Genomic DNA, 14,918 nt, shown 5'->3' on the forward strand with positions numbered 1-14,918 from the left:
GCTGCTGGTCGTCGGCCTCGACGCGGCGCGAGCCGGATCGCGCTCGGCGCTCAGCCTCGCCCCGCCCGACCCGGTGCGGGCCGCCGTCGGCCGGCCGGGCGGCGCCGAACTGGAGCTGTCCTTCGAGGGATCGGGTCCGACGCCCGGCCGCATCCAGGCGGCCCTGTCCTCCGACGCCCGGTTGGGTCTCGACGCAGACCGGATCAGCGCCCCGGTTCAGGCGCGCGCCACGCGACTGACTTTTCCCTTCACCCCGGCCCGACGCGGCGCCTCGACGCTGGAGACGCTCTGGGTGCGCTGGACCGGCCCCCTGGGTTTGGCCTTCAAGCAGAAGACCTTCGACCTCGGCCTCGCCGTCCATGTCCTGAGCGACATCCAGATGGTGCGGGATCAGGCCATGCGGCTGTTCGCCCGCGACGCCCTGTTCGGCGCCAAGGCCCAGATCCAGCTCGGCGAGGGGTCGGAGTTCCAGGCCCTCAGCGACTATCAGCCCGGCATGGACCGGCGCGCCATCGACTGGAAACAGTCCGCCCGCCACGCCGCCCTGCTGGCCAAGGAGTTCCGCACCGAGCGCAACCACAACGTCATCATGGCCCTGGATTGCGGCCGGGTGGCCTGCGAGCCGGTCGGCGGCATGCCGCGCATAGACCGGTTCATCCATGCGGCTCTCTTGCTGTCCTATGCCTGTCTGAGATCCGGCGACCGTGCGGGCCTGTTCGCCTTCGACTCGGCTGCCCGGATCAATACGGGTCCGCTCGCCGGACTGAACGCCCTGGGCACATTGCAGATGATGGCCGGGCGGATCGACTATTCGACGCACGAGACCAACTACACCCTGGCCCTCTCCACCCTGGCCGGAGGACTGAAGCGGCGGTCGCTGGTGGTCGTCTTCACCGACTTCGCCGATTCCACCGCCGCCGAGCTGATGATCGAATCCCTCGGCCGCCTGCTGCGGCGCCATCTGGTCCTGTTCGTCGTCCTGCGCGACGAGGAGCTGGAGAGCCTGATCGCCGCCGAACCCGTGGAGGCCGAAGACGTGGCCCGCGCCGTCGTCGCCGCCGGCCTGATGCGAGAGCGTGAGCTGGTCCTGACCCGGTTGCGCCGCATGGGCGCCCATATCGTCGAGGCCCCGGCCGACCGCATCGGCCCGGACGCGCTGACCGCCTACCTCGACCTGAAGCGGAGGGACCTGCTGTGAGCGACGTCTCCCCCACCCTGCGCAGCCAGCGCTTCCGTCGCGAGCGCGAAGCCGACTGGGCGCGGCTGGAACGGCTGATGGACAAGGCGGAGAAGGGGTCGGTCGGCAAGCTGACCGACGAGGAGATTCTGGCCGTCCCGGTCCTCTACCGCTCGACCCTGTCCGCCCTGTCGGTGGCGCGCGAGACCTCTCTGGATCAGGGACTGATCGAGTTTCTGGAGACCCTGTCGGCGCGGGCCTATTTCTTCGTCTACGGCTCGCGCGCCACGCTTCAGGACCGGGTGACCGGCTTCTTCCGGCGCGACTGGCCCGTCGCGGTCAAGGGACTATGGCGAGAGACCCTGGTCTCGGCCGGGCTGATGCTGCTGGGCGCCCTGGTCGCGGCCTGGCTGGTGACCGTCGAGCCCGAGTGGTTCTACGCCTTCGTGCCCGCCGAAATGGCCAATGGGCGCGATCCCGCCGCCTCGACCGAGACCCTGCGCGCGACCCTGGACGGAACGGACGGCCACGACGGCCTGTCAGTCTTCGCCGCCTCCCTGTTCACCCACAACGCCCAGGTGGCCATCCTGGCCTTTGCTCTCGGCTTCGCGCTCTGCCTGCCGACCGGCCTGCTGCTGCTCTACAACGGCGCGACGGTCGGGGCCTTCGTCGCCCTGTTCGCCAGCCGGGGGCTGGGATGGGAGATCGGCGGCTGGCTGATGATCCACGGCGTCACCGAACTGTTCGCCGTCGTCCTCGCCGGGGCGGCCGGGCTTCGCATCGGCTGGGCCGTCGCCTTCCCCGGCGTCCGCACCCGCCTGGATGCGGCGGTCGAGAGCGGACGCACCGCCGCCGTGGCCATGGCCGGGGTCGTCGTCATGCTGTTCGTCGCGGGTCTGCTGGAGGGCTTCGGCCGTCAGCTGATCGTCGAGACCTGGGCGCGCTATACGGTGGCGGGCGTCACCGGCCTGATCTGGTTCGCCTACTTCTACGGTCCGCGCCGGAGCCCCGTCGATGGCCGCTGAGCTGAAAGCCCCCTCTGGAACCGAACGCGCCTTCGTCACCCCCGAGGGCGTCGATCTGCGGCTGAACATCGGCGAGGCGGGCCAGAGGGCGGCGGCCTTCCTGCTGGACGCCGCCATCATCATCGCGGTCCTGATCGCCTTCACCATCGCGGCGGCCGTCATGGGCCTGGGCACGGCGGCGATGGGCGCCGGAGGTCGGAGCGGGTTCGAGGTCGTGGCCGTGATCTGGCTGCTGGTCTTCTTCCTCCTGAGGAACTTCTACTTCACCGCCTTCGAGCTGTCGGCGGCGGCGGCGACGCCGGGCAAACGCATCTTCGGCCTCAGGGTCGCTTCGCGCGACGGCGGGCGGCTGAGGGCGGAATCCGTCTTCGCCCGCAATGCGATGCGCGAGCTGGAGGTCTTCGTCCCCTTCTCCATTCTGATCAGCCAGAGCAACAGCGGCGGGGCGGACGGCTGGATCTGGCTCCTGGCCGTGGTCTGGGCCGGGATTTTCGTCTTCTTCCCCCTGTTCAACAGGGACCGGCTGCGCGCGGGCGACCTGATCGGGGGCACCTGGGTTGTGCGCAATCCGCGACGCAAGCTGATGCGCGACATGGCCGACCACGGGGCCGGGCGCATGGCCGGCTACGCCTTCACCACAGCCCAGCTGGACGCCTATGGCGCCAAGGAGCTGCACGTCCTCGAATCCGTCCTGCGCCAGCGTGACCGCCGCACGATCCACGCCGTGGCCGAGCGGATCGCCGGCAAGATCGGCTGGACCCGCGACCTGGCCCAGCGAGGCGGGGGCCAGTCGGATGAAGACTTCCTCAGCGCCTACTACGCCGCCCTGCGCGGGCGGCTGGAGCAGCGGCTGCTGATGGGCGTCCGGCGTCGCGACAAGCACGACGTCTGAGGGTCAGTCGAACACCGAGGCCAGGTGTTCGGGCCCGACGCCTTCCTTGACGCTGCGCAACTCGTAATACAGCGCCGCCGCACCGGCCCCGCCGATCACCCCGCTCAGGATGTTGCTGATCGCGCTTGTCGCCATATTGACCGCCAGATTGGGGGAGCCGTCCGTGAAGCTGCCCCCCGTCGCCGCGCCGACGCCGACAACCAGCAGGCCGATCACCATCGAAACCACGAAATAGATCACCGCCAGGCCGAAGATCGGCCAACGATAGCCGCGCGTCAGGTCGCGGCTACGCTGCAGACTCTCGAACACGCCCCGACCCTCCACGACGACGGCGCCGGTCGAGGCCGACCACATCACCGCCAGGATGATCCCCGGCACGATCAACAGGATAAAGCCCAGCGTCATCCCCAGGCCCGCGATGATGCCCAGACCCAGCAGGGGAAGGAACAGCTTGATGCCGGCCTCGAAGGCCGGAGCCAGGCCCATCGCCTTGCCGTTTAGACCGCTCACGGTGACCTTCACCACGATGCCCTGAAGCATGTAGGTTCCGACGATCCAGAGCACCCAGCCGATGGCGGTGATCGCCAGATTGGTCCCACTGAAATCATAGGCTCCGCCCATATTGGTCTGGCCATAGGTCTGCAGCAGCGTCGGCACGCCCACCAGAATGACCGAGGCGATGGTGAAGACGGCCCAGTTCTGCTGGATGGCCTTGAAGGTGCGCTGGATCACCCGGCCGAGGTCGAAACTGCCATAGGTCCCGCCGGAGGGGTTGGCCGCCGAGGCCCGCGCCGCGGGCGTCGCCGCCAGGGCGATGATCTCGGTGGCGACCCCGTCGGCGGCGACGAAATCCACCCTCTGGCCGACCGGCAGCGGCGGCGCCGAGCGGATCGAGGAGGCGTCGAAGGCGTAGGAGACGCCATCGTCCCCGGCGATGGCGCCGGTCCCGGCCGCCTCGTCGAATGTCGTCACCGCGCCGCGCATGTATCCTCCTGAGCTGATTGCAGGCGATGTTCGCCCGCTGTGGCGACGCCGACAACCCCGATCCGTCCAGAGGCGAAAAAGCTTCACAGAGACGACGCCCTTGACTCCCGGGGGGCGCCTGGCGGCATATAGAACAAATGCAGAACATTTGTTCTTCTCCTGACCGGCTCGAGGCGCTGAGGGCGCAACTGGCGACGCTCGAGCGCCGGAACGGTTCCGTGCGGGCGACAGGTGCGGTTCCGACGGGCGACGACATCTCCGCACTGACGGCGGCCGGCTGTGTTCACGACCTCTATGCCGGAGCCGAGGCGGACGCCGTTTCGGTCAACGCCTTCGGCCTGGGCCTGGCGTTGAAGGCGGCGAAGGGACGACCCCTGGTCTGGGGCCTGCATGAGGCCGTGGCCCGGGAAGGGGGCTGGCCGCATGGCCCGGGCCTCAACGAGATGGGCCTGAAGCCGGACGATCTTCTGCTGGTCCGGGCGCGGGACATCCAGACCCTGCTGGCCATCGGCGAGGAGGCGGTGCGCAGCCCGGCGGTGGGCGCGGTCCTGCTCAGCGCCTGGGGCGAGGCCCGGGCCCTGACCCTGACGGCCAGTCGCCGACTGGCCCTGGCGGCCGAGGCGGGGGGTGGAACCCTGTTTCTGGCCCGGATCGCGGCGACGCCCGCCCCCAGCGCGGCCGAGACGCGGTGGTCGGTCGCCGCCGCCCCTTCCGAACCGCTCGAGGCCGGAGCGCCGGGGCGGCCGTCTTTTTCCGTCGCCCTGCTGCGGCGACGCGGCGGCGGGGCGCCCCGGACCTGGATCGTGGAGTGGGACCGTGACGGACGCCGCTTCCGCCCCCCCGCGCCGCTATCTGGCGATCTGGTTCCCCTGGCTGCCCAGCGACCGGCTGAGGCGTCAGGAACGGGCCGACGCCGCGTCGCCTGAGGGCGAGGCCCCACGGCCTCCCCTCCCCGTCGTCCTGATCGAGAAGGTCAAGGGCGCCCTGAGGCTGGCGGCCGTCGATCCGGCGGCGGCGCGGGCCGGACTGTCGCCCGGCATGACCCTGGCCGACGCCCAGGCGCGGACGCCCGATCTGCGCACGGTGACCCATCGCCCGGATCTGGACGACGCCCTGCTGGTCCGGATCGTCGAGGATTTCGGCCGCTTCAGCCCCATGGTCTGCGCCGACGCCCCGCACGGCCTGCTGATGGACGTCACCGGCTGCGACCATCTGTTCGGCGGCGAGGCCGGTCTGGTCCGCGCCACCGAGGCCCGCGCCGGGCGCATCGGGCTGGCGGTCCGCAGCGCCCTGGCCTGTACGCCCCAGGCCGCCCGCGCCCTGTCCCGCTTCGGCCCCGGCGGCGTCTTCGCCCCAGGGGAGGACCGCGCCGCCGTCCGCCGCCTGCCGGTCGCGGCCATGGAACTGCCGGAGAAGGACGAACAGGCCCTGAGACGGGCGGGGCTGAAGCGGATCGCCGATCTGGATGACCGCCCGCGCGCGCCTCTGGCCGCCCGCTTCGGCGCCGACTTCCCCTCGCGGCTGGCCCGGGTTCTGGGTCAGGAGGATGTGCGGATCACCCCGTCCCGCCCCGCCGCCCTCTGTGTCGTCGACCGCATTCTGGTCGAGCCCATCACCCGTGAAGCCGACATCGAGGCCGTGTTGTCCGACCTGCTGGTCGAGGCTGCGGACCGGCTGGATCAGGCGGGTCAGGGCGGACGGGCCTTCGAGGCCGGCTTCTATCGCGTGGACGGAGAGGTGCGCCGCATCATGGTCCGCACCGGCCGCCCGACGCGAGAGCCCACTGTGGTGCTGCGCCTGTTTCGCGAACGGCTGGCCGCCCTGGCCGCCCCCCTCGATCCGGGCTTCGGCTTCGACCAGATGCGACTCTCGATGCCCCTGACCCAGACCCTGCGTCCCGCGCAGCGCGGGCTGGAGCGCGAACCGCCCGGCCGCGAGGATTTCAGCCGTCTGGTCGACCGGCTGACCGCGAAACTGGGGCCCGAGGCGGTCCTGAGGTTCGAACCTCAGGACAGTCACAGGCCCGAACGCGCCGTGCGGACGGCCCCCGCCGCTGCGGCGCGACCCGCCCTTCCCATCGAATGGCCCGCCCCCGAACCCGACGCCCCGCCCCTGCGCCCGCTGCAGATGTTCGACCCGCCCCAGCCCGTCGAGACCCTGGCCGAGGTGCCCGACGGCTCGCCCCTGCGCTTCCGCTGGCGCCGCGTCCTGCACGAGGTCGTCCGCGCCGAGGGACCTGAGCGGATTTCCGGCGAATGGTGGCGCGCGCCCGATCAGAAGACCCGCGACTACTACCGCGTCGAGGACCGCGACGGGCGTCGCTTCTGGCTGTTCCGCCAGGGCCTGTTCACCGACGAGGACGCCCCCCGCTGGTTCATCCATGGGCTGTTCGCATGATCGGGCTGGATCCGTGCGGGGACTTCGCGGAACTGGCCGCAGCGAGCCATTTTTCCTTTCTGCGCGGCGCCTCCCACCCCGGGGACATGGTCCTGGCCGCCCTCCTGCGCGGTCAGGCCGGACTGGGGCTGGCGGATCGCAATACGGTGGCGGGGGTGGTGCGGGCCTGGACGGCGCTGAAGGAGATCCGCGAACACGGCATGCTGCCGGGACGGCGCGTTCGGGTCGGCGGCAGCCCCGGCGAATTCGCCTTCGTCGAGGCGGCCCTGAACGATTCCGCCCTGATCGAGGAGATCAAGGTCAGGGCGAAGGCGTTTCGCCTGATCCTCGGCGCCCGGCTGGTGTTCAACGACGGGTCGCCCGACATCCTCGCCTATCCCGAAACCCGCGCCGGCTGGGGTCGGCTGACCCGGCTGCTGACCCTCGGCAATCGCCGGGCGATCAAGGGCCGGTGCGAGATCGGCCTGTCGGACCTGCTGGCCGATCCCGAGGGCCTGCTGCTGATCGTCATGCCGCCCGACCGGTTGGCTGGATTCGACGCGGTCCTGACCCGCGTCGCCGAGGGCGCGCCGGGAGCGGTCTGGCTGGCGGCGTCGATGCTTCGGCGCGGCGACGACCTGCGCCGTCTGTCCCGGCTGAAGGTCATTGCGGCCCGCGTGGGTCTCCCTCTGATCGCCACCAACGACGCCCTCTATCACTCGGCCGAAGAGCGCGACCTGCAGGACGTCATGACCTGTATCCGCGAAGGCGTGACGATCGACACGGCTGGACGCCGCCTGATGGCCAACGCCGAACGCTGGCTGAAGCCGCCGGCCGAAATGGCCCGCCTGTTTCGCCATGCCCCCGAGATCGTCCCGGAGACGACCGCCGTCCTCGGCCGCGTCGCCTTCGATCTGGATCAGTTGCAATACCAGTATCCGGAAGAGCCCGTCCCGCCCGGCTGGCAGGCCCAGCCCTGGCTTGAGGCCCTCACCTGGCGTCACGCGGATATCCGCTATCCCGACGGCGTTCCAGACAGCGTCCGCGACCTGCTGACCAAGGAATTGGCCTTCATCGCCAAAAAGGAATTCGCCCACTATTTCCTGACCATCTACGACATTGTTCGCGTGGCGAATGACAAGCGCATCCTGTGTCAGGGCCGCGGATCGGCGGCCAATTCCGCCGTCTGCTATGTGCTGGGCATCACCTCGGTCGACCCCGCGACGACCGACCTCCTGTTCGAGCGCTTCCTGTCCGACGACCGGGACGAGCCGCCCGACATCGACGTGGATTTCGAGCACGAGCGGCGCGAGGAGATCATCCAGCACCTCTATGAACGCTATGGCCGTCACCGCGCCGGCATCGCCGCCACCGTCATCCACTACCGCCCCCGCAGCGCCATCCGCGAGGTCGGCAAGGCGCTCGGTCTGACCGAGGACGTCACCGCCCGACTGGCCGCCAGTCAGTGGGGAAGCTGGGGCACGGAGATCGGCGACCACCATATCCGTCAGGCCGGTCTGGATCCCGAAAATCCGATGATCGAACGCGCCGTCGCCATGGCGACGCGGCTGCTCGACACGCCGCGCCACCTCTCCCAGCACGTCGGCGGTTTCATCCTGACCCAGGACCGGCTCGACGACCTGGTCCCCATCGGCAATGCGGCCATGCCCGACCGCACCTTCATCGAATGGGACAAGGACGACATCGACGCCCTCAGGCTGATGAAGGTCGATGTGCTGGCGCTCGGCATGCTGACCTGCATCCGCAAGGCCTTCGACCTGATCCGGGCGCACAGGGATGAGGACTGGGAGTTGCACACGATCCCTCGCGAGGATCCGGCCGTCTACGACATGCTGTGCCGGGGCCATTCCATCGGCGTCTTCCAGGTCGAGAGCCGCGCCCAGATCAACATGCTGCCCCGGCTGAAACCGCGCGAGATCTACGACCTCGTCATCCAGGTCGCCATCGTCCGGCCCGGCCCGATCCAGGGCGACATGGTCCATCCCTATCTGAGACGCCGCAACGGGACCGAGGCGGTCCATTACGAAGCCCCCTCGCCCGATCACGGTCCGCCCGAAGAGCTCAAGCAGGTGCTGCATCGGACCCTCGGCGTGCCCCTGTTCCAGGAACAGGCCATGAAGGTCGCCATGGTCGCCGCCGAGTTCAACGACCGGGAGGCCAACGGGCTGAGGAAGGCCATGGGCGCCTTCCGGGGCGACGGCACGCTGCACACCTGGGAGGACCGGTTCGTCGGGCGGATGATCGAGCGGGGCTATCCGCCCGACTTCGCGCAACGCTGTTTCGACCAGATCAAGGGGTTCGGCTCCTACGGCTTTCCCGAGAGCCACGCCGCCTCCTTCGCCCGGCTCGTCTATGTCTCCTCATGGATCAAGCGCTGGCATCCCGCCGCCTTCGCCTGCGCCCTGTTGAACAGCCAGCCGATGGGCTTCTACGCCCCGGCCCAGATCGTGCGGGAGGCGCAGGAGATCGGCGGGGTCGAGGCGCGGCCGGTCGACGTGTCGCACAGCGACTGGGACAACAGTCTGGAGGGGCCGCCCGACCAGCTCGCTCTCCGCCTGGGCCTGCGCCAGATCGATGGTTTCCGAGAGGCCTGGGCCACAGCCCTTATGGCAGCCCGGTTCGAGGGCCCCTTCGCCGATGTCGAGAGCCTGGCCCGGCGCGCGAACCTGCCCGCCGCCGCCATGCGCAAACTGGCCGACGCCGACGCCTTCCGATCCCTGGGGCTGGATCGGCGCGAGGCCCTGTGGGCGGTGCGCCGCCTGCCCGACGATGGCGCCCTGCCCCTGTTCGCGGCGGCCGAGGCGCGGGATCGGGGCGCCCGCGAACTGGGCGCCGAGCCTGAGGCCGATCTGCCGCTGATGCCGCTGGGCGAGCATGTGGCGGCCGACTACCAGACCGTTCGCCTGTCGCTGAAGGCCCACCCCATGGCCATCCTCCGCCCCGTCTTCACAGCCGAACGGGTGCGCAGCTGCGCGGAAACCGAGGCCCTGCGCGGCGGGTCTCAGGTCCGGGTCGCCGGGGTGGTGCTGGTGCGTCAGCGGCCGGGCAAGGGCAACGCCATCTTCGTCACCCTGGAGGACGAGACCGGGATCACCAACGTGGTCCTGTGGGCGCGGATGTTCGAACAGTTCCGCCGCGAGGTCATGGCCGCCCGGCTGATGGAGGTCGAGGGGGTGGTCGAGAAGAGCCCCGAGGGCGTCACCCATGTCGTCGCCCGCCGCGTCTTCGACCGCACCGCCGAATTGGCCGGCCTGTCGGAGGATCATGAGGCCGACGTCCAGCTGTGCCGCGCCGACGAGATCGCCCGCTCCCAGGCGCCCCGCTATCCCCCGCACCGCCACCCGCGCGACGTCCGGGTCCTGCCCGGCTCGCGGGATTTCCACTGAGGGCAGGACAGCTCAGCGAGACTCTGGCGTCGGCGCGAAGTCCGTGTCGAACAGACAGGGCTCGCCATAGGCAGGCGCAACGGCCGCACAGCGGGCCGCGATCGAAACCGGATCGGGCTTCTGCCCCTTTTCGATCCAGTCCATCAGGCCGTGCAGCAGTGCGGCATATTCCGGCGTGCTCAGTTTCGAATGCTGGTCCTCGTCGGTGAAGGTCTGGACCAGCAGGTCGCCTCGCCCGGCGCGGTCCACCGTCTGGCGATACAGGGCCTCGACCCCGACGAAGACGGTCGGGTCCTTCTTGGCGTGAATGCTCACCGTCGGCAGGACGATCAGGCCGCTGAGGTCGGCGTCATAGGCCAGCCGCGCCACGGCCCGGGGATCGGCCGAGAACCGCTCGACCCCGGCGTTCAGGGCCGCGTCGTCGTCCGAACCGGCATAGACGGTCTGGCTGTTGTCGAACGGGTTCAGTCCCTCCAGCCGCTCATGGACCATGTCCTGAAACAGGTTGGTGGCCCAGGCCAGGTGAGCCACCAACGCGCCCTCCTCGATCCCCACGACGGCCAGAATGTTGTCCAGCGCCCGCGCCTGCTCCGGCGTGCGCTGCGCGGCAGACTTGTCCAGACCCGTGCATTCGTTGACCCGGCGCGTCAGCTCCGCCCGCGTCATCCGCGCCCCGGCCGGCAGGCCCTGCCACAGTGGATACTGCGTCTCGGACGGGCGCGGGTGATTCCGGCAATAGAACTGGTAGACGGCCCTGAGGTCGGCCCGGAAACCGTAGCCGCGCGTGCCGCCCGCGACGAGGCCGTTCGTCAGCATAACCCCGTCGTAGTTGCGGTGTCCGTCGGCATCGAGGGCGTAGAGCTCCGCCGCCTTGGCCGCGACATTCCCGCCCCAGGACTGGCCGTGCAGGATCGTCCGCTTCGGCTTGCCGAACAGGGTCCAGAAGACGCGGCGGACGATGTCGGTGTCCTCGGCCGCCATCCGCACGCCGTATCCGCCGCGCCGATAGGTCGAGCCGATCCAGGCATAGCCCTCGCGCACCGTGACGGCGAACCGCTGCAGGTCCTCGACCGGATCGTCGACCTCCGGCGTTCCCGTGCGCGGCCCCCCGTGGGCATGGACCACCAGCGAGCCGTTCCAGTTCGCCGGAATCGCGATCCAGTAGAAGGCGCCCTGGGCCGTGCCGCCGCGCCAGCAGCGGGCGCCGGCGGGCAGGTCGGATGGACAGGGGGCCGTGGACGGCCCGCCCGCCACCGTCGCGGGCGTCGGGATGGGAACGGGCGTCTGCCCGGCGTGGGCGAGCGGGGCGAACCCCGCCCAGAAGACGGCCAGAAGCGCGAAAGCCGCAATCGAACGCACCGTCATCGCCATGCCCCTGACCCTCAGAAGGTCTTGCTGATCCGGGCGTACCAGTAACGGCCGTATGGACGGTGAACCGACCCCAGATAGCCGCCGTCGGCCAGGGGCGGGCCCTGGTCGGCCGCATCACGGACGCCGACCCGAACCCGGGCCCCGGCCGCGAAGCCCTCGTCGCCGAACTCGTAGTCGCCATAGAGGTTGACCAGGAACTGGCTGTCCACGACCCACGGGGTTCCCGTCGCACTCAGCAGGGAGGTCTGTTCGACCTCGCTGACGTACTGGGTCGACAGACCCGCGCGCCACGGCCCCTTACGCCAGGTGACGCTGGTGTTGATCCGCCATTCCGGCCGGCCGCCTTGGGCGATCAGCTGGCTCGAGTCCGGCAGGGAGGTCAGGGCGTTGATCGTCCCTGCGGCCCGGGCCGCATAGAGGCTGTCGATGATGTCGCCGGGCGCACGCGAGAAGGTCAGCAGTTGCGAGGCGTTGAACCTGACGCTGAAGGTGCCCCAGGCCGTACGGCGCTTGGTCCAGGCGATCCCGTAGTCCACGCCCTCGACCGTCTGAGGCAGCAGGTTGATGAACTGGTCCGCGACGCTGACGATGTCGCCGACCGCCGTCAGACCGGTCCCGGCGAACAGGGCCACGTCATCGGCCGTCGGCGCCGCGCGCACGACCGCCGGATTGGACGAGCCCTGCATCCGCAGCAGATAGTCCAGGGTCCGGCCGCTCTGGCCACCCAGCAGACCGACGATGTCGGTCTGTTCGATCTTCCAGCGATCGACCGTGAAGGTGAAATCGCCCAAGGCCTCGGGCAAGAAGCGCGGCTGGAAGACCAGACCGACCGACTGGTTGGTGCTTTCCTCCGGCTTCAGGTCGGGATTGCCCGAGATCAGCAGGGGCACGCTGGCCGTGCGGTTGCAGGCGTTGAAGGTGGCGATGCGCCCGGCGCGGAGGTCGGCCTCGCACTTGTAATAGTCGATGCCGCTGTTGGAGCGGGCGTACTGGGTGGCGTTGACCTGTTCCAGGTTGGGCGCGCGGAAGCCTTCGGAATAGGAGGCCCGGACCCGCAGGCCGTCGATGATGTCCCAAGCCATGGCGATCTTGGGCTTGGCCACCGAGCCGAAGTCCGAATAGTGCTCGGCCCGACCGGCGATCTGGACGTCCAGGCTGTAGATCAGCGGGACATTCATTTCCGGCGAGACAACCGGCACGGCGAACTCGATGAAGGCGCCGGCCACCGTCCGGTCGCCCTTGGTGTCCGGGTTGGGGCTGACGGCCGAGACGTTCGACTGGTTCCGCTCGCCCGAGACCATGTCCACGAAGGTGAAGGTCCCGTCCAGGTTCTCGTCGCGGTCATCCGACTGGGTTTCGCGACGCACCTCCACGCCCGCCGCCATGCCCAGCGGGCCGCCCGGCAGGGTCATCAGGTCGCGACGCGACACCTTGAAGTCGGCCAAAGCCAGGGTCGTGCGCGACACCCGCTTCATGTCGAAGGTGATGGCGTCGATCGCGGCCTGGGACGAAACCTGACAGTCGCGATAGCTGGGGGTATCGACGCAGCCGCCGCCGAAGGGGTTGTAGGCGTCCGGCGTGGACAGGGCGAGCTGCGCCTGCAGCTTGGTCATGTTGATGTTGGGGGAGACGTCCTCGGCCTCGGCCTCGGAATAGAGCAGCGCCGTCTCCCAGTCGAAGCCGCGCCATTCGCCGCGCAGACCGCCCAGGGCGCGGGCCTGGTAGTTCTTGACGGTGACCTCCTGGAAGCCGGTGTCGACGAAACGATAGTTGGCCAGACGGACCGGCAGGCCGGCGGCCGGAACATTGACCAGGTTGGGCAGGCGGTTGGGGTTCGCCGCTCCACCGGCGAAGGTCACCGGGCCGAAGGGGTTGTAGTAGTTCGAGGCCGGGATCCACAGGCCGTTGAGGTTCACGACCGCCGGCTGGATCGCCTTGCTCTCGGCCGCATAGACGCCGAACTCGCCGAAGGCGGTGACATTGGGCGTCAGTTCATAGTGGCCGGACAGATAGACATTCAGACGCTCGACCGACGGCCGCACCGTGGTCCCGTAGCGGGTGTCGTAGCGCATGTCGCGGTTCACGCCCGTATAGGCCACCGTGCCGCTAACCAGACAGATGTCGCCCAGATCCACGCCCGCGCAGCCGAAGCTTTCGGGCTGGTAGTGGAAGGCGCCGGCGGCGGTGGTCAGGACCGTCGTGCCCTGACGCACACGCAGGGCCGTGGTGGTCGCCGGGACACTGAGCTGGGCCCAGGGGGAGTGGGATGAGCGCGCGTCCGGCACGGTGGAGGTCTCATAGCCCGCATACTGGGAGAAGAAGGGCCGCAAGTCGTCGCTGCGGGTGAAGTCCTGATCCGCCGCCATCAGGGCGGTGCGGTCCGCATAGTTGACGAACAGCGACAGGTTTCCGCGCTCGAAGTCCTTGCCGGCGAAGACGTTCGCCTCGAACTCCCTCATCGAGGTGTCTTCGGCCCCGCCATACTGCAGGTCCATGCTCAGGCCGTCGAAGTCGCTGCGCAGGACGGTGTTGACCACCCCGGCCACGGCGTCGGCGCCGTAAATGGCGGCGGCGCCGTCCAGCAGAACCTCGACCCGATCCAGACCGGCGACAGGCACGGCGTTGGAGTTGAAGCTCTGGACCGGCACGGTGCCGGTGTCGGACGTGCCCTGACTGGTCGGGTGCTGAACCAGACGGCGGCCGTTCAGCAGGACCAGGGTGTTGCCGACGCCGAGCGACCGCAGGTTCACCGAGTTCACGTCGCCGCGCGCCGAGTTCGACGTCTGGGGGTTGTTGGCGCTGTCGAACAGGACGTCGCCCATCTGGGGGATGGAGCGGAACAGATCGTCGCCCGAGACCGCCCCGGTCGCCGCGATCTCTTCCTGACCCAGGACCACGACAGGCAGGGCGGCCGTGGTGGAGGCGCCGCGGATCTGCGAGCCGACGACCACGATGTCCTCGACCTGGGCGGCCTCGGCGTCCGCCTCGGCCGGAGCCGCATCCGGCGTCGTCTGGGCCCAGGCGGCGCCCGCCGCCATCGTCAGCACGACCGAGGCCGACGTCGCCATCAGGGCCAGTCTGGTTTGGGTCTTCATGTCTTCCTCCTCCTTGTGGGCCGCCGTTGTGACCGGCGTTCCCGCGTCTCGAATGCGTCCCGGCGGTCAGTCGTCCGCCAGGACCAGATCGTCTCCCGGCCCCGCGGCCGGATCGGGCGCCGCCGCCAGGGGCTGCGGGTTTCCGTTCAGGGCGGCGTTCAGGGCGTCGCGGTCCAGCTCGCCCTCCCAGCGCGCGACCACGATGGTGGCCACGGCGTTGCCGATGAAGTTGGTCAGGGCCCGGCACTCGCTCATGAAGCGGTCGACGCCGAGGATCAGGGCCATGCCCGCGATCGGCACCGAGGGCACGACCGCCAGGGTCGCCGCCAGGGTGATGAAGCCGGCCCCGGTGATGCCCGCCGCCCCCTTGGAGCTCAGCATGGCCACCAGCAGCAGCATGATCTGGTCGCTCAGGCTCAGGTCGATGTTCAGCGCCTGGGCGATGAACAGGGCCGCCATGGTCATGTAGATGTTGGTGCCGTCCAGGTTGAACGAATAGCCGGTCGGCACGACAAGGCCGACGACCGACTTGGACGCGCCGGCCCGCTCCATCTTCTGCAGCAGGCTGGGCAGGGCGGCCTCGGAAGAGGA

10 protein-coding genes are annotated in these 14,918 nt (G+C 69.7%); 6 read left to right on the forward strand and 4 right to left on the reverse strand.

Features of this window, described 5'->3' with window-relative positions:
- From ACT6QK_RS12830 to ACT6QK_RS12840, 3 genes are all read left to right on the forward strand, one after another.
- Positions 1-1,198 (forward strand): DUF58 domain-containing protein (locus ACT6QK_RS12830; protein WP_444598213.1); only part of this gene is annotated, 1,198 nt, incomplete at its 5' end.
- The gene (locus ACT6QK_RS12835; protein ID WP_444598214.1) at positions 1,195-2,202 is read left to right on the forward strand and encodes a stage II sporulation protein M; all 1,008 of its coding nucleotides are present in this window, start codon (positions 1,195-1,197) and stop codon (positions 2,200-2,202) included. The genes ACT6QK_RS12830 and ACT6QK_RS12835, both read left to right, overlap by 4 nt.
- On the forward strand, positions 2,192-3,094 hold the full coding sequence (locus tag ACT6QK_RS12840; RefSeq protein WP_444598215.1) for an RDD family protein: 903 nt from the start codon (positions 2,192-2,194) through the stop codon (positions 3,092-3,094). Before ACT6QK_RS12835 ends, ACT6QK_RS12840 begins: the two co-directional genes overlap by 11 nt.
- A 3-nt stretch (positions 3,095-3,097) precedes the next feature.
- Here the strand turns inward: ACT6QK_RS12840 and ACT6QK_RS12845 are convergent, their stop codons facing one another.
- Positions 3,098-4,078: a hypothetical protein gene (locus ACT6QK_RS12845; protein ID WP_444598216.1), complete on the reverse strand. Its 981-nt coding sequence runs from the start codon at positions 4,076-4,078 to the stop codon at positions 3,098-3,100.
- Positions 4,079-4,296: 218 nt separating this feature from the next.
- On the opposite strand from ACT6QK_RS12845, the gene ACT6QK_RS12850 reads away from it, so the two are divergent.
- From ACT6QK_RS12850 to ACT6QK_RS12860, 3 genes are read left to right on the forward strand one after another with little or no spacing between them, the layout of a single operon-like run.
- Complete coding sequence (locus ACT6QK_RS12850; protein WP_444598217.1) at positions 4,297-5,004, forward strand: ImuA family protein; 708 nt, start codon at positions 4,297-4,299, stop codon at positions 5,002-5,004.
- Positions 4,895-6,475, forward strand: coding sequence for a Y-family DNA polymerase (locus tag ACT6QK_RS12855; protein WP_444598218.1), 1,581 nt, complete (start codon positions 4,895-4,897; stop codon positions 6,473-6,475). Before ACT6QK_RS12850 ends, ACT6QK_RS12855 begins: the two co-directional genes overlap by 110 nt.
- Positions 6,472-9,861 (forward strand): error-prone DNA polymerase, encoded by a 3,390-nt coding sequence (locus ACT6QK_RS12860; RefSeq protein WP_444598219.1) that lies wholly within the window; start codon positions 6,472-6,474, stop codon positions 9,859-9,861. Before ACT6QK_RS12855 ends, ACT6QK_RS12860 begins: the two co-directional genes overlap by 4 nt.
- Positions 9,862-9,873: 12 nt before the next feature.
- On the opposite strand, the gene ACT6QK_RS12865 is transcribed toward ACT6QK_RS12860, so the two are convergent.
- The 3 genes from ACT6QK_RS12865 to ACT6QK_RS12875 all read right to left on the reverse strand — a co-directional run.
- Positions 9,874-11,226 (reverse strand): hypothetical protein, encoded by a 1,353-nt coding sequence (locus tag ACT6QK_RS12865; protein ID WP_444598220.1) that lies wholly within the window; start codon positions 11,224-11,226, stop codon positions 9,874-9,876.
- A gap of 17 nt (positions 11,227-11,243) precedes the next feature.
- Positions 11,244-14,327: a TonB-dependent receptor domain-containing protein gene (locus tag ACT6QK_RS12870; RefSeq protein ID WP_444598221.1), complete on the reverse strand. Its 3,084-nt coding sequence runs from the start codon at positions 14,325-14,327 to the stop codon at positions 11,244-11,246.
- Between the two features lie 66 nt (positions 14,328-14,393).
- Positions 14,394-14,918 (reverse strand): cation:dicarboxylate symporter family transporter (locus tag ACT6QK_RS12875; protein WP_444598222.1); only part of this gene is annotated, 525 nt, incomplete at its 5' end.

This window comes from Brevundimonas sp. (genome assembly GCF_052436175.1).
Lineage (GTDB): Bacteria > Pseudomonadota > Alphaproteobacteria > Caulobacterales > Caulobacteraceae > Brevundimonas.